We start from the raw sequence: 23,856 nt of genomic DNA on the forward strand, positions 1-23,856 counted from the left end.
AAAAATAACAACGCCACCCTGTTTTTTCTTCATCACCAGATATTTTTTGGCTATGATTGAGTAAATATTATTTCAGTGCAAACGCTTCTGCTGTTTGTCTGCAAATAATTGGTCTTTTTCCATTGTAAAAAATTAATCTGGTGATGATATCAACAGAGATAAATACTGTCGTGCCTGCCGGATTACCGTTAATAAATTCTGAATCAGCATGAGGTGTTTATGCAGTCTGACAGACGTTTTTTCATTAAAAAAGCCACGCTTTTTTCAACGGTTATTGCCAGCGGTTTTCTTTCCGGGATCCCTTTCAATGCCGCAGCAAAATCTGCGCTGCTCACTAAAGAGGAACGCGATAATCTTTCGCCAGACCAGGTGATTGAGATGATTAAAGCGGGGAATAAGCGTTTCAGAAATGGTGAAAAGCTCGAACATGACTTTCTTTCTCAAAAACGGACCAGCCGTGGCGGACAGTATCCGGTTGCGGTCATCCTGGGCTGTATTGATTCCCGAACACCTGCCGAAATTATCACGGATACCGGTATTGGCGAGTTATTTAATTGTCGTGTGGCGGGTAATATTGAAAATGACGATATTCTCGGTAGTCTGGAGTTTTCCTGTGCGCTCTCCGGGGCGAAAGTGGTGATGGTGATGGGACACACCAAATGTGGTGCCATTAAAGGCGCAGCATCTGATGCTAAACTGGGTAATCTGACCTCTCTGCTGGAAAAAATTAAGCCTGCAATTGAAAAAACGAACTATTCCGGCGAAAAGGATGTTAACGACTATCAATATATTGATGCGATTGCCAGGAGCAATGTATTGCTGACCATCGAAAATATCCGTAATAAAAGTGCCGTTCTTGCTTCTCTTGAGAGTGACCGGAAAATTAAAATAGTTGGGACGCTGTATCATCTCGAAGGCGGCAGACTGGAATTCTTATAAGGTTTTTTATTATTCCGAAGTATGTGAGGATTTCGGGCAGCGCCCATGTTCAGAATGGCAGGTAACCAGCCATGATGACACAGGCTCTTACCGTGCCGGATATACCCTGGTTAGTCTGTCTGAAAATATGTTCTCCGTGTAGCCACCACCTGTTAATGGCTGAACAAAGGAGTGTTCATAACCATTAGCTGCACCCCCGCCAGTACATGTCTGTGCTGGCGGTTTTTCGCTATCGTTTATCGCGCTCATCGTTGTTCGTCTGACGCGTTTCCAGCAGATCCAGCATAGCGCGCAGATTGGCCGGGGCACTGCCTTTACGCCATACCAGCCAGATAGCAATTTCTCCCATCCCATCGGCAACCGGCCAGGCCTGCACGCTGTCCCGGCCCGGCATACTCTTCAGCATACTCAGCGGGATCATTGCCAGTCCGGCACCGGCGCTGACGCAGGCCACAATGCCGTGATAGGACTCCATTTCAAATATTTTTCCCGGTGCAGAGCCTGCACGGGAAAACCAGTTTTCAAACAATCGGCGATAAGAACAGTTGGCACGAAAAGCATATATCGTCGCCCCGGCGATATTGTCGGCACTGGTGACCGGTGGGTGATTGAGCGACGAGATCACCACCATCTCTTCCGGAAATACCGCCACACCTTCCAGCTCCGGATGTCTGGGCGGTCCGTCAATAAACACCGCGCTGAACCGGCCAGCCAGTAATCCGTCGATCATCTCCCCTGAAGGGCCGGTTGACAGATCCAGTTCCACCTGCGGCCAGGCCTGATGATAACGGGCGATCAGCGGCGGAAGATGAACGGCAGCGGTACTTTCAATGGCACCCAGAGTGAAAATGCCCGCAGGATGCGAACCGGAAACCTGCTGTTGCGCCTCTTCGACCAGTGCCAGAATACGGCAGGCATAATCCAGCAGGGTTCGCCCGGCATCGGTGATGTGCAGGCGCAGTTTTTCACGGGTGAAAAGTTCGGTGCCCAGCTCATCTTCCAGCTGGCGTAAACGCGTGGAAATATTGGAGGGAACGCGATGCAGCTTTTCAGCAGCAGCGGTGAAGCTTCCCTGTTCGGCAATGGCACGAAAGACGGTCAGTTGGGTCAGATCCATAACTATTCTCATTTTGAGCAGGATATTTTCACTATTATTCATTTTTCAGAAAGGTACAAGCCGCCTATGCTGGAGGCCATTAATTATCGTTTATACCGGCAATGTGCTGTTGCCGTGGTCACTGGAGGGCTGTTTTATGACTGCTACCTGTTCTGAATCCCGAAATCCTTTTACCGGTGAAGTGATTCGCCAGACGCCATTTGCTTCTGCGGCTGAAGTGGAAAGCGTGCTGGAGAAGACCAGCCGCGCCTTTGCAACGTGGCGGCTGAGCCTGCCGCAGGCCCGCAGTGAACTGTTGCTGAATATGGCAACAGCGCTGCGAGTGCGTGCCGTTGAACTGGCCGGGATGATGACCGCAGAAATGGGTAAACCGATCGGCCAGAGCCAGGCGGAAGTGGAAAAATGCGCCCGTCTGTGCGAGTGGTATGCGCAGCAGGGACCGGGTTTTATCGCGCCTGAACCGACGCTGGTAGAAGATAATAAGGCATCGGTACACTATCTGCCGCTGGGTCCGATTCTGGCCATTATGCCGTGGAATTTCCCGGTCTGGCAGGTGCTGCGCGGTGCCGTACCCATATTTATGGCGGGTAACAGTTACCTGTTAAAACCTGCCCCGAATGTGATCGGCACGGCACTGCTGTTGCAGGATATTCTGGCGGCGGCAGGGGTACCGGACGGGCTGTTTTCCGTGGTTAACGCCGACAATGATGCGGTGGCGACCATCATTAACGATCGCCGGATTGCTGCGGTGACGCTGACCGGTAGCGTACGTGCCGGTGCCGCTGTTGCCAGCCTTGCCGGTGCAGCCCTGAAAAAAAGCGTGCTGGAACTGGGGGGCTCAGATGCGTTTATCGTGCTGGCCGATGCGGATATTGACGCGGCTGTTCAGGGAGCCATTTCCGGGCGCTTTATGAACAGCGGGCAGATCTGTATAGCCGCCAAGCGGATCATCGTGGAAGAGGCGGTGTTTGCCGAATTCCGCGACAAATTTGTCGCCGCGGTGAAAGAGATGGTGGTGGGCGATCCCACGGATGAGGCAACTTACATCGGGCCGATGGCGCGCTATGATCTGCGTGATGAACTGGATGCCCAGGTGCAGGCCACGCTGGCAGAAGGGGCAGAATGTCTGCTCGGCGGGCATATCATCCCCGGTAAGGGCAATTTCTATGCGCCAACCGTACTCAGTCGCGTCACGCCGGGAATGACCAGCTTCACTGAGGAGCTGTTCGGGCCGGTGGCTTCGCTGATCGTGGCTCAGGATGCGGAACATGCCATTGCCATGGCCAATGATTCTGAGTTCGGGCTGGGCGGCAGTTTGTGGAGTCAGGACCTGGAGAAGGCCCGTCAGCTGGCGACGCGGATAGTGACCGGTGGCGTGTTTATCAATTCGCCCAGTTTCTCCGATCCCCGCGTACCCATTGGTGGCGTGAAACGCAGTGGCTTTGGGCGTGAACTGTCGCACTTTGGTATCCGCGAATTCACTAATGCGCAGACCGTCTGGCTGGCGTCCTGAATCAGTCCGGGTTGCCGGCCGCCCTGAACAGCGGCTGGCAAACCGCCCTGACGTCAGGCCTGATGAGATCCCTCTTTCAGGCCCCCGCACAGCAATGCGGCCATGCTTAGCAATCAGCGCCGGGTCAACGGAATGCCATAGCGCTGGCCGTTGACCCGAATCAGCAGCTGATTATTATCAATCTGCCCCCGGAACAGCAGCTCATTATCATTGTTGTAACCGATTCCCACCTGGCGGTTGCCGATCCACGTCTGGTTGAAACAGTTAACCGCCGCGTTGTCCAGCTCATTGATTTTTCCCTGGTCTTCAATTCGCTGATACTTTTTGTCAAATCTGAAGGTGACCCCGGCGTTGAAGCGATCGGGCGAATTGGTGGTCACGAAGGCTTTCACCCATGCGGTAAATTTGTTGATCTTCAGATAGATATTGACGCGGTTATTGCCGGTACTCTCCAGATGGACCCGGGTAACAGGGGACGAGCCGATACAGGACCAGGCACCGCTGACGCTTCCCTGCACGTTATGCAAAAAGAGATCGGCACGTCCTTCGGCGGTGCCGGGATCAAAGTCGGTTTGAGTCTGTCGCATAACGTACCATTCGGAGCTGCCAATCAGTTTGATTTGCGTATTAGACTGCCAGTTTTCCATGTGCATATTGCCCAGCAGAAACCAGGCTTCATCCTGTCTCTGGTTATCCATAAACTCAGTGGACGAGATGTAATCGTAACTCAGCGAACCTTCCAGCCGTACCCCGTGGTTTTCATACCAGGTGCGGCCCATTTCCCACTCATTCAGCCAGTTTTCACCCTGTTCGCTGGTATCAATCCACGAGCCGGATTGCAGGTTAAGCTGTGAAGAGACGATACGGGTGTAGTGCGCAAGAAGGGGGTTAGGGCAGTTTTCAATATTCAGTGCGGTCAGCGTCCACTGGCCGTTAGAAATATTTCCCGGGAATTCGGTATGCTCAATCCAGCCATTCCAGATCAGACACTGAGTGGCACGCGGTAGCCACAGCATATGGCTGTTGCGGCCCCCCTGAATATTAAAGTTGGTCAGCTCAATGGCGGTAACGTGATCCCAGGAACCGATGACCTGATCGGACCATCTGGCATGAATGACCGTTTCGTGACAGTTGGAGGCATACCACTGGTCGATTTTACAATCGAGAGTGTCTATCAGGCTGAGACTGCGGCCCCCCATGTTACAGAAAGTCATGCCTGAAACGCGCAGGAACTGACCGCCAGGGTTGGTATTTTCATAAAAACCTTTGTGATTGCGTGCGCCGTCGAAATCACTGCGACCATCAATCGCCAGACCGGTTATCTCAACGAAGCGGGCTTTCACCCTGAACATGTAGTTACTGTCGTTGTTGGAAACCAGGAAAGTATTATTGTGATAGCCAAAATTAACGCTTTCACCGGCCAGACGGAATTTCGTCGCGTCCCAGTCAATAAATTCATCGGCAATATCAAATGAGGAGATAAAAAAGCGTCCGGCAGGAAAGCGGATGCCAATATCTTCGTTCAGGCGGATGCCATCGGTTTCTATACGTGACCATTCCCACATCCGCTTTACCGCATCCAGGCAGTCAGTCTGCCCATCGGCAACCGCGCCAAAATGAACCACGTTGAGATCGTTCAGCGTGTTGAGGTGACGTCTCCAGCGCTTTCCTCCCCGGGTAATAAAAATGTAACCGCCATCGTCGCGCGAATGCGTATCATCCATGTCATAGACAAAGATACCTCCGCCAAATTGTGTCCCGCTGTTGTATTCCAGCACAATGGCAAGCTCGCCATGTTCATAGGGTTCATGATTACGTAATTCATCAATACTGTGTAACGTATAAACCACACTGGGTGACGTTCCGGAGCGAAGAGCTGGTGACATGGTTTTTGCCTCTTTTTATAAACTGGTCAGCAGATTATAAAGCGGAGTGGCGAGGTAAAACCTTCACTGCCACTCTTTACTGGAGCCGGGAATGACGCGGGATACAGAGCAAAAAACACCACCCTCTGTTTTATTGCGCGCCCGGCCTGTGTTTATTTTTCTGCTGAAAATTTTGTGGAAAAAGCGCAGTAAAATTCAGCAATTCACTGGTTTTTTTTAAGGGCGGGGATGATTGAATGTTTACTTTTGTTTAACAGAATACAGCCTGTTCGCCAACCAGTAGTGGCCTTTGTGATGCAGACGCGCTTGCAGTTAAGATATATCACAGATATATTTCTTACCGCTGGTGCACATCCACCTGCCGTCCAATTGCTCAGAGGAGAATCAACTTGTCAAAGTCTTCAGAACGCCTGCCACGCCGCATCAGAAACGAATTACGTTTTCGCCCGGTGGAAGTACTGTCAAAAACGTTGATTGCCAACAGCTTTTACCGCGTTGAGTTTGGCGGTGAGGCGCTGGCAGGGTTTACATCAGCGGGTTTTGACGATCACATCAAAGTGTTTTTTCCGGATGCTGCAACCGGTGAGTTTCATCTGCCGGAAATAACAGAGGAGGGCGTGGTGTGGAAAGAGGGCGTTCGGCCTGCGGCTCGTGACTACACGCCGCTGTTTTTTGATGGTATCAGTCGCCTCACGGTGGATTTCTACCTGCACGCCTCAGGTCTTGCCAGCGACTGGGCGTCTCGTGCTCAGGCTGGCGACAGGCTGGCTGTCGGAGGCCCACGCGGTTCACTGATTGTGCCGGAGGATTACCACTTTCAGCTGTATGTCTGTGACGAGAGCGGTTTGCCTGCCTTCCGGCGGCGTTGTCAGACTCTTAGCGGAGAGTCTCTCAGACTGTATGCGTTTGTTGATGAAGAAAAAGGGCGTGACTATCTTGGCACGTTACCGGATGTGGAGATCTGCTGGCTGGGGAGTGGCGCTATGCACCAGCAGGGCGTGGCTGCGCTGATGACACAACTGGATCGTCTGGCATTACCTGAACAGGATTACTTTATCTGGTTGACCGGCGAAGGCGCTGCCGTAAAACAGCTTAGCGACTACTTTATCATTCAGCGGGGTTTACAGGCCGATTTTGTCCGTGCTGTGGCATACTGGCACCAGAAACAGTCCGGCTGACCGGCCGCCACTTATCATCACAGGCAGCGCATGAAACCACATTTATCTCAACAAGACCCCCTGGCTGACTCACCATCGGCCTGTGCGGGTGTTCGCAGAAAACGCCGGGAGAAGATGCTCGATGCCAGCGATATCCGGCTGTTGATACTGCATTTTGTTTCACAGGGGGCGGCTCACGGTTACGAGCTGATTAAATCGGTGGAGGAGCTGTCAAAGGGAGAGTATGCCCCCAGCCCGGGTATCATTTATCCCGGCCTGTCATTGCTGGAAGAGCTGGAGTATATCCGTAGCGATGGACCGCAATCGGGACGCAAGGCATTCAGCCTGACGCCTGCCGGTGAGAATTACCTGCAACAGCAGCATGACAGTCTGCAAAATATTCTTTCCCGGCTCTCCTCCCTTGCCATACTGGCAGAAAACCGTAGCCTGCCGGAAGTGCAGCGTGCCATTCACAATATGAAAATGGCGCTGAATACCCGTCTCTCACGGCCAGAGCTGGCGGAACACACGCTGCATGCCATTATCGACGCACTGGATGAGGCAGCCAAAAAAATTGAGCGCAGTTGATCATTAAATTAGTGACGCTGCCAGATTCAGTCGCTATGTTATGGCGCTGATTCACTTCCTCGCAGGCCGGGTTCTGCGCGTCATATTGATTCAACGAAAAGGAATTCTTTCTGATGAAAACTTCAGTACATAAACTCACCAACGGCATTGTGCTTACCCTGCAAACCCCTGCGGAACATGCCCGCCCCAAAAGTCCAACGGTCATTCTGTGTCACGGCTTTTGTGGCATCCGTGAGATCCTGCTGCCTGACTTTGCCGCCGCTTTTACCCGTGCCGGGTTTGCTACTGTAACCTTTGATTATCGGGGTTTCGGTGACAGTGAGGGAGAGCGTGGGCGTCTGGTTCCGGCGATGCAGATTGCTGATATCGTCTCTGTGATCCAGTGGGTGAGGGAACAACCGCAACTGGATGGCGAACGGATCGGCTTATGGGGCACCTCTTTTGGCGGTTGTCATGTATTTGCGGCGGCGGCACAGGATGCAGAGATAAAATGTATTGTCAGCCAACTGGCATTCGCCGACGGTGAGGAAATTGTAACAGGTGGCATGGATGATGATGAAAAGACAGCTTTTCTTGCCACGTTGAACAAAATGGCTGACAGGCAGCAGCTGACCGGCAAAGAGATGTTTGTCGGCATTACCAGGGTGTTGAGCGATGCGGAGTCGAAGGCCTTTTTCGAAGAAAACAGAGCCAGCTATCCCAAAATGGATATCAAAATCCCGTTCCTGACGGTAAGGGAGACGCTGCAATATCATCCTGCGCGAAGCGCTGCTCAGGTCAGCTGCCCGACGCTGGTGGTTATCGCTGAGAAGGACAGGGTGAATTCACCGGAGCAGGGCCGTGCGTTATATGAGGCGGTGGGTGGCCAGAACAAAAAGTTGTACGAAGAAAAAGACGCCCGCCACTACGATATCTATTCCGGAGAGCATTTCAGACGGGTTATTCAGGTGCAGACCGAATGGTTTATTCAAAATCTGTAATCAGACCGGTCTGGGGGCATTGGCGTCCGCAGACCGGCTGCTCGCATCACTGAATTTACTGCTGATACTGCTCGTCGCTGACCTTTTCCATCCAGTCAACCACTTTGCCCTCCAGCGCTTCCGCAATGGCAATATGCGTCATTGCGGAACCGGCTGAGGCACCATGCCAGTGTTTGACACCGGGCCGTATCCAGATGATATCGCCCTGAGCGATGGTCTGAGCGGCTTTACCCCACTCCTGAACCAGCCCCTGTCCTTGTGTCACGATCAACGTCTGCCCAAGAGGATGCGTATGCCAGGCCGTGCGTGCGCCAGCCGGAAAAGAGATGGTCGCGCCACTGACGCGGGCAGGTTCAGTGGTTTTAAAAGGGGCGTTAATTTTAACACTGCCGGTAAAGTAATCGTCGGGGCCAGTGGCTTCGGGGGTACTGCCCTGCTTAAAAATATCAATCATCTTCAGCCTCAGTTTATTGTCTGTAAGCGGTTATCTGATACGCAAAGATCTTAGAGTAGTTTGAGCGCAATAACTAATCCGCATGGCCGATAGGGCTTATCAGCCTCATTCATTAATGGCTGTGACATGTAATAAAGCCTGCAATTTATCTTAATTGTTGCCCGCTTTTGCCGACTGACAGAATATAACCGCTTTTCACCCCGGCATCGTGAACAGCTCGCCCGGTATAAACTGGCAAGCATGGTTGCAGGATTACTCTGCATAACGCTGGTATTGATTAAAATAAAAAAATTGAGACAAATTTTTTTTACCTTTATCGCTACGCTATGAATGATTTATTTTCATTGTCTTAAATATCAACTTACCTCAGGCTGCTGCATAAGTTTACTGAATTTATATCCGGATGCATACCAATTTAAAAACAACTACGGCCAAAAACAGTGAGAGTAATTAATATTTTTCGACCCTTTATCGATATATTTACGTTTGCGCTGTAACTGATGTCAGATTATAAATCGATATTAAGATTTACCCTGGATTTACAGCTTGCAGTTTATGTGTTGTTGTAAAGGTTATTCAGAACGTCGCCGTCGGGGAAGGGTGTTTTATTATCTGAGAAGCTGAGTGCTTCAGCTGCTGGTCTGTAACAGAGGGGGTGCAATGCGCGTTGGTTATTCTGGTTTTCATCATCCTGGTCTGAAAGCTGTTCAGGTCGACAGCGATGTCGAATACATCAACTGTGATAAAAAAAATGTCTATTTTTATACAGATATTCTGAGTCGTCGAAAAACATTTCTCTTCAAACCTTTAACTGTATTCCCTGATGGCGAGGTTGATATTTACCATCTGTTCAATCAGGTTGCCCTGACTGACCGAAAGTGGCTGGTAACATTTGACTCTCTTTTAGCGCAGGTTATTTCCCCGGGAGATGAATATAAAAGTGTAGCGGAACCGACAAAAATCCTTTCTGCACTGGCTGGCGAAAATTGTGTTGCATTAATTGCCTTATCAAATGCGGCTTATTATGTGGAACGAAAATTACTGAGCAGGATGCCGCAATTTTCAGCGACGTTGTTGCATAAGATGCAGGTTATCCCGCCACCCCAGCCGCTTTACGTGCAAAATCGCCGCAAACGCCTTGATCAGCTGCCGGTACATTTTGTTTTTGTCGCCGGGGAGTTTTATCGTCAGGGGGGCGCCGAAACGGTGCTCGCTTTTGAGCAGTTGCTTACCGATGGCATGATTGCCGCCAGTCAGGTCAGAGTCAGGCTGGTTGGGGATTTAACTCATCGCCACAATGATGCACTGGGTGCTCACCAGGACAGCGCTGCTTTTTTTCAGGCAACAGAAATGGCCATCGCCCGCCACTCTGTATTTGAACATCTCACCAGCATGTCTCAGGATCAATTGCGCCTGTTATTTCAACATGCTGATGTCGGGTTGCTACCCAGCTGGGCTGAAGCTTATGGTTTTTCGGTGCTGGAGATGCAGTCATGCGGCTGCCCGGTTATCACCAGCAATGTCCGCGCACTTGCTGAAATTAATCCCCCCGATGTTGGCTGGCAGATTGTTCAGCAACTGAATGATGACCTGGAACTGCCGGTATTATCCTCTGTAGACCGGGATAAACTTCGCCAGCAGAGAGTCGATCGGCTGAAAATACTTATTCTGGATATTATTACCCACCCACTGCAAATTACCGTCAAGGCCAACGCGGCTGTTAACAGGATCAGAACTGAGCACGATCCACAAACACACCACCAAAAATTGCTTCATATCTACAACAGGCCGCATCGTCTTTGATCGCCGCTTTGCTTAACTCCCTTCCGCCAGAGTGAGCAGACGTACGCGTCCTGAATTAATAACTGAGTTTTGCTGCGGTTTATTATTTTCGTACTGAACAGTAATAAAGGAGATGTTATGAATAATACGCAACAGGATATATCCGGCGACCTGTCCGGCTTCACGGGCACACATTTTGTTTATACCTATGATAATGGCTGGAAATACGAGTGGTATGCCCGCAATGACACCACCTGCGATTATCGTATCCATCACGGGCTGGTCGGTGGGCGTTGGGTTACTCATCAAAAAATGAATGCCGTACAGTTTGCCCCCGGAATTTACAAGGTGGACTGGCACGAACCAACAGGAACCTGTGTCAGTTTGCTGTTTGACTCGCAAAGGAAACTGATTCACGGAACCATTTTTTTTCCTCAGTGGATCGCGGGTGAAGGTCACCATCCGGAAAAAACCATCTGCTATCAAAATGAATTTATTGAGGATATGCACCGATTCCGTGACCAGGGTCCGGTGTGGCCTTATGTGGTTATTCCTGAGTTTGCCCGCGTAACTTATATGAAAAATGAGGGCGTCGATAACGATACGGTGATCAACATGCCGCCAGGGCAACTTCCGGATAATTTCTTCGATGACAAATAGCTATTTTTCCTGATTATCGTAAATTATTAACAGCAGACGTATCCTGTTACAGGTTCAGGCCTGTGCCGCCTGAACCATCATTTATGGCGTTAATATTCGTCGTGCACATCCAGAGAGAGAACTATAAAGCCTGTAGGTGCAGAAATAAGTTTCTGGAAATTTTAACGTTATTGCATCTGAATGCTTCCTGTTGGCGTTTATACTGAATCCGGCAGGTGGGTGGGGCTGAATTTCTACAGAATTAAATTTCTGGTCATATTTCTGAATCAACCATAAACGAGATGGAAGAAGATATTGCCCGGCTGAGATAAATTATTTAAATTCGCAGCCGGTCAACGCTGAAGGACACAGCAAATGAAAATGAAATCGGCATTATTTCTCACCCTGGCACTGACAGCCTGTAGTTCAGTGCATTCTGCCTGGCAGACCCGGACAGATCCTTTCACTACACAGCAAGCCGCAAAAATTATCGACAATACCGTTGTGCCAGAAGGCAGTAGTACGCAGGGAGAACGGATTGAACAAATTTCAGCTTATTTCCTTGGCACCCCCTATCAGTCAGATACGCTTTCCGGCTCTGCAACGCAACCAGAGGTGCTGGTCGCTGACTTTAATGGCGTCGATTGTTTTACGCTGATTGATTATGTCAATGCGCTAAGCCACTCGCAAAAACCTGATGATTTTCTGCCACAGCTGATTAAAACACGTTATATCGACAGCAAAGTTGATTATCTGCACCGCAAACATTTTTTCACCGACTGGTTTGCAACGATGCCACGCAATGCAACAGACGTTACCACGTTGATCAGTCAGGACTATGTGACCGTCAGAAAAAATCTCAACAGAAAATCAGACGGCGGTGAATTTATTAGCGGGCTGGGGACTGTTTCCAGAGAAATAAACTATATTGCCGGCGCTCACATTAATCAGAGCGTGTTGGATAACCTCAGAACCGGTGACTTTATCGGCGTTTATTCGCCCATCGCCGGGCTGGATGTTTCACATGTTGGGATTGTTATCAAAAAGGACGGTAAGGTCTGGTTCAGAAACGCCTCGTCACTCGATAAAAATCAGAAAGTGGTTGATTCACCGCTGCTGGATTATATGAAAAGTAAGCCTGGAATAATTGTCCTGCGCGCACTTTAATACAGGGTCAGTTTGGTAACAGCCGGTGGTATCTTCATTGATATTACCGGCTGAGTACCATGCTGAAAAAACGGATGGCTATTGCCGGAATAAGGAAATATTTCATCATGCTGAAATTAGCAACCGTCTGTTTACTGATATCAGCCACGGTGGGCTGCACGGCAAATAGCAGCAGTGACAGTATCGCCAGTCAGTCAGCACGAAAAATCATGCCGGATATGAATCAGCAGATCACTCCGACTCAGCGGCGGGCGATTATGTCCGGCGATCAACCGGACTGGAATGAGGTTGCTGCGCCGCGCATTAATAAGAGCAGTAAACAGCCGTAACTTTCGTTGCTACCAGCGCAGCGTTCGTCCAGCATAGTCAATATAGTGATGGCCACCTTTACCACGCCATGCGTCCATTTGTTTGACTATTCCGCTGGTGCTCTCTGCAACGGTCAGGGTCGCGTTTTCACCGCCCATATCCGTTTGTACCCAGCCAGGATGGACACACAACAGCGTCTGGGATCCCCGCAGATGCGCTGACAGATCACGCGTCAGCATATTCAACGCCGCTTTACTGGCGGAGTAGAGTGGATAGGTGGCTGCCGCGTTTTCATTCAGGCTTGCCAGTTGTGAGGTCATCAACGCCAGTACTCCCTTTTCCGCCAGCAGGGGAAGCAGCGCCAGCGCACAGCGTACCGGCGAGAAGGCATTGGTCATAAACAGCGCGACCAGCTGCTCATCGCTGGCCTGGCGGATATCCTGATGGTCTGGTCCAAACACACCGGCATTGATAAAAATCAGATCGAGCTGTTCGCCATCAAGTGAATGCCTCAGGGCTTCCCGTTGCGAGGGGATGTTAATGTCAGCACTGAGCCAGCGCACCTCTGTGCCGTGCTCCGCAATGGTACTTCGTGTGGTTGCGGTAACCTGCCATTGCTGCATATCCAGTGTGGTGACCAGACCTGCACCAATACCGCGTGAGGCACCCACGATTAACGCTTTTCGTTCTGTATTGATCATCTTCTCTCCTGGGTTAAGGGGGGAGTACCTGCTACTGACTGGCTCAACTGTGCTCATCAGGTAGAGGGTATAAGAAATTTAGCACGGCTGATGATGACCAGCCTGTGCGCGCCACGCGTAGTGGCACGATATGGAAAATTCAGCAGGCGGTAATTTTTTCATTTCCTGTTAACTATCAATAATTAATGCGGATCAGGCCGCACAGCATCTGACAGAGTTCAGCGCACCGGACTGTCTGACCGTGTCAGAGATGACCTGGTTTTTGCCGGTAAAAGCTATAGTGAGGAGAACTCTGTCAGAGAACGGCAAATTATGACTGAGGCTGTCGTTGCAAGCTGGCGTGATGGCTACGAGGGCCGTCCGTAACCAGTGAAGCGCCGGGGTGTCGTGATGGCTCTGGCCTGATGCAAAACCGGCAGGGGCTGGCCTGTTGCCAGCCCTTCTTCCTTATTTCGCATTGCGGTGGATAAGCAGATAAATGGCCGGGATAACCAGCATCGAAAGCAGTGGGGCGGTGATCATGCCGCCAATCATCGGCGCGGCGATCCGCTGCATCACCTCAGAGCCTGCTCCGCTGCCCCACATGATGGGAAGCAGACCCGCCATAATCGTGGCGACGGTCATTACTTTTGGTCGCACCCGCAGCACCGCGCCTTCATGAATGGCCTCATGGAGCTGACTTTCCGTGATTAACGGCTGGCTTTCCGTACTCCGTCTGGCAATCGCCTGATTCAGATAGAGCACCATGATCACGCCAAACTCGGCTGCGACGCCCGCCAGCGCGATAAAACCCACCGCCGCGGCCACCGACAGATTGTAGCCCAGCAGCCACAGCAGCCAGATCCCGCCAATCAGGGAAAAAGGCAGGGTGCCGATAATCAGCAGGGCATCTTTTACCCGATTGAAGGTCAGCCAGAGCAGAAGAAAAATGATCGCCAGGGTGAAGGGCAGCACAATTTTCAGCTTTGCGCTGGCGCGTTGCAGGTATTCGTACTGCCCGGACCAACTCAGGGAGATCCCCTGAGGAAGCACCAGCTGACGGTTCACCGCCTCCTGCATCGCCAGTACGGCTGACTTCAGGTCGCGGTCGCGCAGATCAACATATATCCAGGCCGAAAGGCGACCATTTTCACTCTTTAACATTGGCGGTCCGTCGGTCACCCTGATATCTGCCAGCGCCGACAGCGTCAGCTGCGCACCGTCCGCAGTGATGACCGGCAACTCGCGCAATTTTTGCAGCGAATCGCGTATCTCTCGCGGATAGCGCAGGTTAATGGGATAACGTTCACGGCCCTCAAGGGTTTCAGCAATATTTTCTCCGCCCACCACGCTGGTGATAACTGACTGTAATTCAGCAACGGTGACACCGTAACGTGCAGCCTGCTGGCGATTAATGTTGATTTCAACATAATGTCCACCATCAAGATGTTCAGCCAGCGCGGAGGTGACGCCCGGCACCTTGCGGACAATCTGCTCAATTTCAGCGGCGGTTTTTTCGATCTGCGCCAGATTACTGCCGTTTACTTTGATCCCCACCGGGCTTTTAATCCCGGTTGAGAGCATATCCAGACGATTGCGAACGGGCGGCACCCAGATATTGACAATGCCAGGCACATTCACCGTCTCATCCAGTTCCGCAATCAGCTTATTCATGGTCATTCCGGCGCGCCATTCGCTTTTGGGTCTGAACTGAATGGTGGTTTCCAGCATGGTCAGCGGGGCGGGATCGGTGGCGGTATCAGCGCGTCCGGCCTTACCGAATACGCTTTTCACCTCCGGGACGGTTTTGATTAGCCGATCGGTCAGTTGCAGCAGCCGTGCCGCTTCGCGGCTGGAGATGCCCGGCAGAGTGGAGGGCATATACAGCAAATCTCCCTCATCAATCTGCGGCAGAAATTCGCTGCCCAGTTTTGCCAGTGGCCACAGTGTAGCCAGCAGCAGCAGGGCAGCGGTGGCCAGGGTTATTCCGGGTCGTAACAGCACCTTATTGAGCAGTGGCGTGTAAAGGCGGATCAGCCAGCGATTGAGCGGGCTGGCGTTTTCGTCCGGGATAGTGCCGCGAATAAACAAGCCCATCAGCACCGGCACCAGGGTAATACCCAGTCCTGCCGAGACAGCCATGGCACAGGTTTTGGTGAAGGCCAGCGGGGAGAACATCCGACCCTCCTGAGCTTCCAGGGTGAATACCGGAATGAATGACAGGGTGATAATCAGCAGACTGCAAAACAGCGCCGGACCGACTTCCGTTGCCGCCTAGCGGGTAATCTGCCAGTAGTCAACCGGCTGGCCGTCAGGATGCTGATGTCGCCACTGCTCCAGTACTTTGTGCATATTTTCAATCATGACGATAGCCGCATCCACCATCGCCCCAATGGCAATAGCGATCCCCCCAAGCGACATCATATTGGCACTCACCCCCTGATAGTGCATGACGATAAAAGCACCGAGTATGCCGAGCGGCAGGGTGATCATTGCCACCAACGCACTGCGAAAATGAAACAGAAACAGTGAACAGACCACGGCCACCACGATGAACTCTTCAATCAGCTTATGGGTCAGCGTCTTCACCGTATTTTCAATCAGGGTGGAGCGGTCATAAACCGGGACGATCTCTACGCCATCCGGCAGGCTTTTTTTCACCTCTGCCAGGCGGGCTTTCACGGCGTTGATAGTGGTCAGGGCATTTTTACCGGAGCGCATAATGATAATGCCGCCAGCCACTTCGCCTTCACCGTTAAGTTCTGCCACGCCCCGACGAATGGCCGGACCACGACGCACGGTGGCCACGTCGGAAAGCATGACCGGTATGCCATTGCGTGATGCAATCACCACCTGGCTGAAGTTACTGACGGTGCGCAGATAGCCACGGGTACGCACCATGTATTCTGATTCGCCCATCTCCAGGACGGAGCCGCCGCCTTCCTGATTAGCCTGCCGGATGGCGTCGATCACCATCTGGTGGGTGATATTCAGCGCCCGCATCCGTTCCGGCAGCACCACCACCTGCCAGGCTTTTATCATGCCGCCTGTGCTGGCCACGTCCGCCACATCAGGCACCGTTTTCAGCTCATATTTCAGTATCCAGTCCTGCATGGCCCGCAGATCGCCGGCGCTGTAGTGACCACTTTTGTCGGTCAGCGCATATTCATAAATCCAGCCGACGCCGGTGGCATCCGGCCCCAGCGAGGTCTTTGCTTCGGCTGGCAGACTGCTTTGCACCTGACTTAAATATTCCAGCACGCGGGAGCGCGCCCAGTAAGGATCGGTGCCATCGGCAAACAGGATATAAATATAGGCATCGCCAAACATCGAATAGCCGCGAACGGTTTTCGCCCCCGGTACAGACAGCATGGTGGTGGTCAGCGGCCAGGTCAGCTGGTCTTCAACAATCTGCGGCGCCTTGCCCGGGTAATTCACCCGGATGATCACCTGGGTATCGGACAGATCCGGAAGCGCGTCCAGCGGAGCTTGCTGAACGGACCAGATCCCCCAGACGGCGAGGATCAGCGCCGCCGCCAGCACCAGCAGCCGGTTATGTAATGACCAGCGAATTATTGCGGCTGTCATGGCTGCCCCCTGGTATCGCGCACCGGCATTATCGAGGTTATCCGTGCCCCCTCATCGCCCAGCGTAAAGCTGAACATCACCTGCTGGCCTGTTGTCAGCGACTGTTTCTGTCCGCTGTCGATGATGAAATCCATGGTCATTGCGGCCCAGTTCAGCTCAGCAACCGGCTGGTGCGCAATGGTGATGGAATCGGTGTTGATCGCTTTAATCACGCCCCGGGTGGCGTAAGTCGGCGTGGCGGAAGGTGGCGATGCGCTGGCGCTGCTCATTTGCGGCAGGGCGCTGCGCAGGCTGGCCTCCGAATCAATCAGGAACTGACCCGAAGTCACAACCTCTGCGCCTTCATCCAGACCGGAGAGAATTTCCACCTTGCCATCCTGGGTGAAGCCGGTGGTAACCGTGACCGGGTGAAAGTGGCCTTCACCTTCGCTGACCAGGACCTGATTGCTGCTTCCGGTGATTATCAGCGCCTCTTCCGGCATGGTTAACACCGCTGGCATGGCTGTTGCCTCTGCCAGCCCGACGCTGAGATACATCCCTGGTTTGAGCTGATGGTGCGGATTTTCCATCACCACTCTGGCTTGCAGGGTGCGGGTGGCGCTGGCGAGATCGGGCAGAAGTTCACTGACCCGTCCGTGGAATTGCTCACCGGGCCAGCTGAGGCTGGTTGCCGTTATGCTGCTTCCCCGGCTCAGCAGGCTGGCCTGATTTTCCGCATAATCAATCACCAGCCATACCGGATCGAGCGTTGCCAGCTCAAACAGTGACTGGCCGGCAGAAACCTGTGCACCTTTCCGCACGCCCAGCTGGTTGATATAGCCATCATAAGGCGCGCGGACGGTGATCCTCAGTTGTGGCGTTCCACGTCGTTCTGCTTCGCGGATCAAATCCGGCGGCATAAACTGAAGCGCCAGCCGCTGACGGGCTGCGGCGCTCAACGAGGCATCGCCCAGTCGGCGAACCGCCAGATACTCCTGCTGAGCGGCTGCCCATTGTGGATGCCAGATTTGTGCCAGCGCCTGACCTTTTTTAACCCACTGCTGCGGCGCGCTGACATAGAGTTTTTCCACCACGCCGCTGGTTAACGCCGGGATGACCTCGATATGTTGCTGGTCGGTGGCGATGGTGCCGGAGGCGGAAAAGCGCATTTTTGCTGGCTGTCGCGTTACTTTTGCCGTGCGTATCCCCAGATTCTGCTGCTGACGGGCGCTGATGATCACCCCTTCGTTATTGTCTGTTTCACTGGCATAGCGGGGCACCAGATCCATATCCATAAACGGCGACTTTCCGGGTTTGTCAAAGCGGGTGGCCGGGCTCATCGGGTCATACCAGTAAAGTATCTGACGCTCCCGGTCGGTGACACTCTGTGGCGATGCGGCTGGTGTGCCGTGTTCCTGCTGTCTGCCGAGCCAGAAGCCTGCCGCGCCGGCAAGCAGTGGCAGCAACAGGTAAAGAGTAAGACGGGCTTTCTGTTTCATTGGATCACATCCTGTGGTACGAGGTAGCGCAGCGCCGTCCAGGCATCTGCAAGGATTTTTTCGGCATTGTCGCGGGCTATCTGCCCATCCAGCCACGCCCGCCTGGCGGCCAGTAGCTGTGACAGCGTGCTGGTGCCTGAACGATACTGTGCCTTCAGCAGGTCAATCCGCTGCTGCAACAATGGCAGAACGTCATTCTGCTGCCGCTGGTAGCGTGATTTTGCCGCGTTATAGTCAAAAATCAGGCTGTTAACCTGAGACTGATGCTCGCGGATTAACTGTGTCAGCCTGTCGCCCGCCTCATGAGTACGTGACACGTCGGCAGCGTGGTCCTTATCCTGTCGTCTGCCCTGCAACAGCGGCAGATCCACGCTGAACATAATGCCGACCATATCATCGAGACGATCCGCACGATGCGCGTAGTAGACTTCCACCCCAACATTGGGGATGGCTGCCACGGCTGACTGCGCGGATTTTGCCAGCGCCAGATCGGCATCACGTCGTGCCTGAAGGATCTCAGGATGCTGCTTGACCGCATTTATCAGGGTGGTTTCATCGGCGGGTAGCTGGCTTATCGGCGGCAGGCTGCCGCTGATTTTGTGGATTTTTTCACCGGTCAGCTGCCACAATTTTTCCTGTGCCAGCTGAACATCGCGGCGGGCGTTATCTTCCTCATTTTTCATGGCGTTGAGGGCCAGTTTCAGCTCCAGTACGCTGTCCGCACTGGCGCTGCCGCTGGCCACACTGGCGATTTGCGCGCCTGTCTGGCGGGTGGTTTCGCTGATGATGTGTTGTACTGATTTCAGCGTTTTTTCTGCCAGTGCCAGTGCCAGCCAGGCCCGGGCAGTCTCCCGTTGCAGGCGCGCACGGATCACGGCGGCATTGCTGGCGGTTCTGCGCGCATCGGCCCTGATGGCATCAGCTTTGCGTTCCCGCCGGGTCAGGCTGACATATTCCTGCATAAAGCCAATCCGCTGCATGGTCATGGCTTCACGGGTCAGCCTGCCGTGGTTGTTTCCTGCCACCGGCACATTTTCAATGCCAAACTTTACTTTAGGATCGGGAAGTTGCAGGGCGGAGTCGGCCAGGTTCTCCAGCGCATCACGCTGATTGCTGTTGGCTGACAGTTCGGCCGAGTAGTGCTCAGCGGCGATAAGGGCCTCGTCGAGGGTGGTGGCCGGGCTGCTTTTGACAAGCAGCAACAGCAGAAGGGGCAGCCCGCAGGCTGCCTGATGACGTGAGATGTGCATAGTGACTCCGACGGTTATTTCGCGGTAACGGAAATGAGTGCGTAGCCGGAGTCGGTCTGGCGGAAGGTGAAATTCACCTGTTGCCCGGCGGTAAATCTCTGCCCCTGATAGCCGTCGAGTGAAAAATGCATGGTCATCGCAGGCCAGTTCAGTTGCGGGATTGGTTGATGTGCCAGCGAAACCGTATCCTCGCCCCAGGCTTTGATTGTGCCGCTGGCGGCAAACACCGGGGCTGCGTCAGAGTGACGGGCAGATAACGGCTGTGAGTCCATGTGGTGATCGGCGGCACCGACGTTAAAAGCGGGGAGGGCAACAGTGGCAACGGCAAAAAGTTTAAAGAGAATATGCATGATTAATTGTCCGTAAAAAAAATAAAAAGGAACCCACGCGCGTGGGCGATAACCTGATGATTTTGATTACGGTTTTTTATTCTCTGAAACGACAGAAGCGTATTTCAGTTGGCGGTCCGGTTACGGGTGGGGTCTGCCATGCTGTGAGGGTGCTGTACTGTTCCGGCTTACGGACGGGTATCAGCATCAGGGTTTCCAGCGCAACGGCATCAGGATGTAACGGTGTGGCCGACGATGGCTGTATTCTGTCCGGGTGGCAGTGCTTTTCACACAGCAGCTTCTGACTGGTGTTTTCACGACAGGTTTGCGTCAGTGGGTGGTTCATCCCCGCTGCGTAATGCCTCTTCCCCTCGCTGGCCGGTGGCGGGAAGCTGTGGTGGCTGGCTGTCACCAGTTGCATATTCAGCAGTATCCAGCAGGCAACGGTCAGCCCCACCCGCAGACGGTATCTGCGGCGCGTGGCTTTTCTGAGTAATATCCGTAATAACTGCAACATATTATCAGCCTGCAAAATGGGATGGCCGGATTAAATCACAGGCATGTAATACATAGCCAGAAAAATATGGAGAACGGCAGTTGGTAAATAATTTAACAAACAATCAAAAATCTAATAACAATGCATTTTTTGTTGTGATGGTTTTTATTTTTACATTTTTTATCAGCATGGATATATGGTGATTTTAACTAAAAATACCCGTGGTTTTTAGTCATTCTGTTTCTCTGTCAGGGTTGTTTTTTCCGAAATAAAAGCGTGCTCGCAGCCTGGCGGTGTTTTGCTTTTTTACCGGAAATAATATTGGGTGGTTAGTTTTTTGCAGGTATTTCATATTATTTCAGTGGGTTATCTGCATAGCCTTATAAGGGATGATTACCGTTTGATTAACATTTATCGCCAGCTCAACAACCCTTAAAGGTGACAAAAATTCATCAGGGAAAATCAGGGAACTGAGACTGATTATGGTTGTTATTTCCAGCACGGACCAGTTGAAACGGAGCTGAAAAAGGCGTCATTCGACAAAACCAGGGAGTGACGTGCAGAACTGTAAAAAGGATCTTAAGAGGATCCTTTTGTTTCACCGAGATTCATCACTCTGGAGGTTAAAATACTAATCAGCGGCACACCCTTTCTTATCCTCAAATACTTTGGAAAATTCTTCATTCTCCAAAATGTAATAGGTAGTCTGACATGGATTCGTTATTGGAATACCATTATCATTATACTCAATTTTTTGAGGGATCGCCTGGCCGGTTAATATCATCAGGCTGCTGCTTTTCTGAGTATCTATCCTGAAATCTTCACCAACGGGGGTATTGTTATCAGCAACTTGTTGATAGACATTAGTTCCGGCAACAGCAGGAAGCTGCGCAACAATCTTCCCGGACAATTTATCTATAACCCAACCACACACGCCGCCTTGATGGTCAAGACATTCATTTCCACTGCTCTTGTCATCAGTGTATATACGATAATGTCCAGCAAAATTTACTGGTTCTTTTAATTCATTTTTTGTTATTTTCTTCCAGTGGCTGGAATATTTTTCCTGCTCACCAGAAAGATCTAACTTATTGGAAAATGGCCCTTTATTTATATCAGCTGGATAATCTTTAAATTGAGGCATATCTGCAACATGCAGCTCAGTAGCATGAGTGGCTGGGATCATCAGACAAGTCAGTCCACTAAGCAAATAGGTGAAGATTCTGCTAGTCAGCATCATTTTTCGACTCTCTCAATATATTAATCATCTGAACAGGTGCCAGATGTGCATGATTAAGGCCATCTCCAGAGTAGTAAGATACCCCTTCCTCTTGCGCTATCCGTCCTTTACTAATCGCGTTACCCTTGCGAACTCCAGCAGATGAAAATTCTTTAGCCCAGTCATATATTGCGTCTTCAACACTCCCATTTCCTTCTAAAAAGGCAATAATTGCAGGTCGCTTAACCGTAATAAGATACTCCTCGAAAATCCGATCCTGAGTGGCTTCGTCATACAAGGAATTAACATCGAGCTTGAGTGATTTCACCGCCTCTATTAGCGTTCCCGGTATAATTTGGAAACGACCTGTGGCAAACATCACGTTCGTATGGAGTTGATTTTCCATGACCTGTTTAATCGTCATGGATGTCAGATTTGTATGGTATTTTGCTACCGTTCGTTTAGGGTTATGGTGAATTTGGTTATAAGCTGTGTAATCATTTTTTGACTCAACGCTCCCCAACAGCTCAGCAAACGGGCTGTGTGCCCATCCCTGTTTTTTCTTCGCCCTGAGTGCGTCAGGAAACACCAGCGGGTGCATATGCCACTGATTTTCTTCCATGTAAGGCACAAGATGCATCCAGCGCGTGTCCGTCAGAATCTTCACGCTCCAGGCGTACCATTCCGGCGATTCCTTCTTCATCGTGGGTGATAAGAAAGACTTCCAGATCGGATCTTCCGATGAGTAGTACCACTCACAGGGATGTTTCACGCACAGACGGTACAGGTAATCGCGCATTGACGGGTTCTGTACCGCCCGCCGGTACTGTTCCGGGTAGTAGCCGGTAGATTTTACGTCGTCAATTTTGTTCAGCAGCTGTCGGTAGTTGAACGCCACCGCCTTGCTCCAGGGCTTCCCGTCGTTATCCGCCACGCTGAAAAACCGCTCAAAAATTGTCTTCACCAGCCCTTTCGGCTGCTTCTTTCCATCGAGATGGTCAAAGCTCGCCGGGCTGTCTGTCGTCGTTTCAAAACCCCGACCGGTGAGGTCATATTGCGACAGCAACTGCATATCCGACTCTGCCAGCAGCCCGTGCGATGTCCCGCCCGGCCAGTAGCGTTTCCCTTCCTGGTCCGTCACAGCCTGCCCGGACAGCGCCATCACCTTTCGGTCTGCGTGGTTATCAGGCCCGGGTATACCTTTCCGTCACTGTCTTTCAGGTACACCGGAATGCCCTTCGGACAGCGGGCAAAGGCGGGCGTGTCACGCCCCGTGCCTTCCGGATTGCTCAGGAAGCGCGGCAGGTCATCCGTGGTCAGGCATTCGATATGCACCTGATAGCGTTTTTCATGCCCGTCCTCAGTGGGAACCTGAAAATACCCCAGATGGCCCACCGGGTCTCCGGCGTTAATGGGGCAGGGGGTGGGGCATACCACCGTATCAAACTGCACGGCTTCACGTGACGGCGGCAGGAATGGCGACCACCACGCCGGACGGGTGGCGCTGTCGCGGGCCGGAAGAAGATTGCCGCTGTCGCACAGCGTCCACACCCGGTCCCCGGTTTTCAGGCTCATTCTGCCCGAAACCGGCTCCGCCAGCGTGACGTACGCATACTGTCGCCCGTTGCTTCCGGTCATCATGCCGGCGCTGTCCGCTTTGTCCCATGTCACCCGCGTGCCGGATGGCAGCACCGTCGCCATCCACTGCCGGGACATGTCGACATACGCATTCAGATGCCGGCCGTCCGCCACCTTAAACGCCGTACTGTCCTGCCCCGGGTAGGCCAGCCACGGCGCGAGGTGCATGTACAGTGTGTAAAAGGTCAGCGCGCCCTCTGTCGTTTTCCCTGGCTGAATACGGTGGCGAATAAGCACAAAAGACCCGGAGTAGCACAAATCCCCCCCGTACCACGGCACGCTGAGGTAATCCCGGTTAATCCGGTACGCCACCACCTCACCGTCCACCATACACCGCACGGGCTGCTCTCCCGGAAATGGCAGCGGAAAATCCAGAGCCTCATTCATCGCCTGACCGCTGAGCGCACACCAGGGGTGGTGGCATCACTGATGTGGATGCCTCCGTGCCACATGCCGTGGCGGCCAATAAGCCAGTGCCCGGCGGCTTCACCCTCAAGATGTGCCAGAATTTCGCGGAGGTTACTGAACTCTCCACCCCGGTTATTTTTTGGTACCGGCCAGCGTATGGTCGGGAGCAGCGGAGCATTTTGTGTCTTAAGCATACCAAATCCTTTTAGTTGCTCTGGTTTAATACCGGCCATCATACA

20 protein-coding genes and 2 pseudogenes are annotated in these 23,856 nt (G+C 52.3%); 9 read left to right on the forward strand and 13 right to left on the reverse strand.

Going from position 1 to position 23,856, the window contains the following annotated elements; translation table 11 throughout:
• Nucleotides 1-219: 219 nt before the first annotated feature.
• On the forward strand, nt 220-939 hold the full coding sequence (locus BG55_RS07175) for a carbonic anhydrase family protein (RefSeq protein WP_071994990.1): 720 nt from the start codon (nt 220-222) through the stop codon (nt 937-939).
• A 229-nt stretch (nt 940-1,168) separates the two neighbouring features.
• Here the strand turns inward: BG55_RS07175 and ptrR are convergent, their stop codons facing one another.
• Complete coding sequence (gene ptrR / locus BG55_RS07180; RefSeq protein ID WP_034935958.1) at nt 1,169-2,056, reverse strand: putrescine utilization regulator PtrR; 888 nt, start codon at nt 2,054-2,056, stop codon at nt 1,169-1,171.
• Between the two features lie 136 nt (nt 2,057-2,192).
• Here ptrR and BG55_RS07185 point away from each other — a divergent pair, with 136 nt between their 5' ends.
• Nucleotides 2,193-3,569, forward strand: a complete 1,377-nt coding sequence (locus BG55_RS07185; RefSeq protein ID WP_034935959.1) for an NAD-dependent succinate-semialdehyde dehydrogenase — start codon at nt 2,193-2,195, stop codon at nt 3,567-3,569.
• A 113-nt stretch (nt 3,570-3,682) separates the two neighbouring features.
• On the opposite strand, the gene BG55_RS07190 is transcribed toward BG55_RS07185, so the two are convergent.
• Complete coding sequence (locus BG55_RS07190) at nt 3,683-5,455, reverse strand: putative phage tail protein (RefSeq protein ID WP_152542676.1); 1,773 nt, start codon at nt 5,453-5,455, stop codon at nt 3,683-3,685.
• Between the two features lie 383 nt (nt 5,456-5,838).
• On the opposite strand from BG55_RS07190, the gene BG55_RS07195 reads away from it, so the two are divergent.
• The 3 genes from BG55_RS07195 (at nt 5,839) to uilS (ending at nt 8,180) form a co-directional block, all read left to right on the forward strand.
• Complete coding sequence (locus tag BG55_RS07195; protein ID WP_420889609.1) at nt 5,839-6,633, forward strand: siderophore-interacting protein; 795 nt, start codon at nt 5,839-5,841, stop codon at nt 6,631-6,633.
• A 30-nt stretch (nt 6,634-6,663) separates the two neighbouring features.
• Nucleotides 6,664-7,200: a PadR family transcriptional regulator gene (locus tag BG55_RS07200; RefSeq protein WP_052018731.1), complete on the forward strand. Its 537-nt coding sequence runs from the start codon at nt 6,664-6,666 to the stop codon at nt 7,198-7,200.
• A 113-nt stretch (nt 7,201-7,313) separates the two neighbouring features.
• Nucleotides 7,314-8,180, forward strand: a complete 867-nt coding sequence (gene uilS, locus BG55_RS07205; protein ID WP_034935965.1) for a UilS family quorum-quenching N-acyl-homoserine lactonase — start codon at nt 7,314-7,316, stop codon at nt 8,178-8,180.
• Between the two features lie 55 nt (nt 8,181-8,235).
• Here uilS and BG55_RS07210 read toward each other — a convergent pair whose 3' ends face one another.
• The gene (locus BG55_RS07210; RefSeq protein ID WP_152542678.1) at nt 8,236-8,634 is read right to left on the reverse strand and encodes a (R)-mandelonitrile lyase; all 399 of its coding nucleotides are present in this window, start codon (nt 8,632-8,634) and stop codon (nt 8,236-8,238) included.
• Between the two features lie 660 nt (nt 8,635-9,294).
• Here BG55_RS07210 and BG55_RS07215 point away from each other — a divergent pair.
• The 4 genes from BG55_RS07215 (at nt 9,295) to BG55_RS07230 (ending at nt 12,551) form a co-directional block, all read left to right on the forward strand.
• Nucleotides 9,295-10,437, forward strand: a complete 1,143-nt coding sequence (locus BG55_RS07215) for a glycosyltransferase (protein ID WP_034935967.1) — start codon at nt 9,295-9,297, stop codon at nt 10,435-10,437.
• A gap of 117 nt (nt 10,438-10,554) precedes the next feature.
• A complete protein-coding gene (locus tag BG55_RS07220; RefSeq protein ID WP_034935968.1) occupies nt 10,555-11,076 on the forward strand; it encodes a phenolic acid decarboxylase in 522 nt (173 codons plus the stop codon).
• Between the two features lie 354 nt (nt 11,077-11,430).
• The gene (locus BG55_RS07225) at nt 11,431-12,222 is read left to right on the forward strand and encodes a DUF1460 domain-containing protein (protein ID WP_034935970.1); all 792 of its coding nucleotides are present in this window, start codon (nt 11,431-11,433) and stop codon (nt 12,220-12,222) included.
• Nucleotides 12,223-12,329: 107 nt separating this feature from the next.
• A complete protein-coding gene (locus BG55_RS07230; RefSeq protein ID WP_152542679.1) occupies nt 12,330-12,551 on the forward strand; it encodes a hypothetical protein in 222 nt (73 codons plus the stop codon).
• A gap of 9 nt (nt 12,552-12,560) precedes the next feature.
• On the opposite strand, the gene BG55_RS07235 is transcribed toward BG55_RS07230, so the two are convergent.
• The 10 genes and pseudogenes from BG55_RS07235 to BG55_RS21400 form a co-directional block, all read right to left on the reverse strand.
• The gene (locus BG55_RS07235) at nt 12,561-13,229 is read right to left on the reverse strand and encodes an SDR family oxidoreductase (protein WP_152542687.1); all 669 of its coding nucleotides are present in this window, start codon (nt 13,227-13,229) and stop codon (nt 12,561-12,563) included.
• A gap of 450 nt (nt 13,230-13,679) precedes the next feature.
• A pseudogene (locus tag BG55_RS07240) lies at nt 13,680-16,799 on the reverse strand (efflux RND transporter permease subunit).
• Nucleotides 16,796-18,277, reverse strand: coding sequence for an efflux RND transporter periplasmic adaptor subunit (locus BG55_RS07245; RefSeq protein ID WP_034935977.1), 1,482 nt, complete (start codon nt 18,275-18,277; stop codon nt 16,796-16,798). The pseudogene BG55_RS07240 and the gene BG55_RS07245 overlap by 4 nt, the downstream one beginning before the upstream one ends.
• Nucleotides 18,274-19,527 carry a TolC family protein gene (locus BG55_RS07250; RefSeq protein WP_034935980.1) on the reverse strand — a complete coding sequence of 418 codons (1,254 nt, stop codon included), beginning with the start codon at nt 19,525-19,527 and terminating at the stop codon, nt 18,274-18,276. The genes BG55_RS07245 and BG55_RS07250 overlap by 4 nt, the downstream gene beginning before the upstream one ends.
• A gap of 14 nt (nt 19,528-19,541) precedes the next feature.
• Nucleotides 19,542-19,877 (reverse strand): copper-binding protein, encoded by a 336-nt coding sequence (locus BG55_RS07255; protein ID WP_034935981.1) that lies wholly within the window; start codon nt 19,875-19,877, stop codon nt 19,542-19,544.
• A 76-nt stretch (nt 19,878-19,953) separates the two neighbouring features.
• On the reverse strand, nt 19,954-20,373 hold the full coding sequence (locus BG55_RS07260; RefSeq protein ID WP_034935982.1) for a hypothetical protein: 420 nt from the start codon (nt 20,371-20,373) through the stop codon (nt 19,954-19,956).
• A gap of 610 nt (nt 20,374-20,983) precedes the next feature.
• Nucleotides 20,984-21,538 carry a hypothetical protein gene (locus tag BG55_RS07265; RefSeq protein WP_160170839.1) on the reverse strand — a complete coding sequence of 185 codons (555 nt, stop codon included), beginning with the start codon at nt 21,536-21,538 and terminating at the stop codon, nt 20,984-20,986.
• A gap of 40 nt (nt 21,539-21,578) precedes the next feature.
• On the reverse strand, nt 21,579-22,733 hold the full coding sequence (locus BG55_RS21390; protein ID WP_052018735.1) for a hypothetical protein: 1,155 nt from the start codon (nt 22,731-22,733) through the stop codon (nt 21,579-21,581).
• Nucleotides 22,733-23,596 (reverse strand): hypothetical protein, encoded by an 864-nt coding sequence (locus BG55_RS21395; protein ID WP_052018737.1) that lies wholly within the window; start codon nt 23,594-23,596, stop codon nt 22,733-22,735. The genes BG55_RS21390 and BG55_RS21395 overlap by 1 nt, the downstream gene beginning before the upstream one ends.
• A pseudogene (locus BG55_RS21400) lies at nt 23,593-23,856 on the reverse strand (hypothetical protein); the annotation flags it as partial. The gene BG55_RS21395 and the pseudogene BG55_RS21400, both read right to left, overlap by 4 nt.

The organism is Erwinia mallotivora (assembly GCF_000590885.1).
Classification (GTDB): domain Bacteria; phylum Pseudomonadota; class Gammaproteobacteria; order Enterobacterales; family Enterobacteriaceae; genus Erwinia; species Erwinia mallotivora.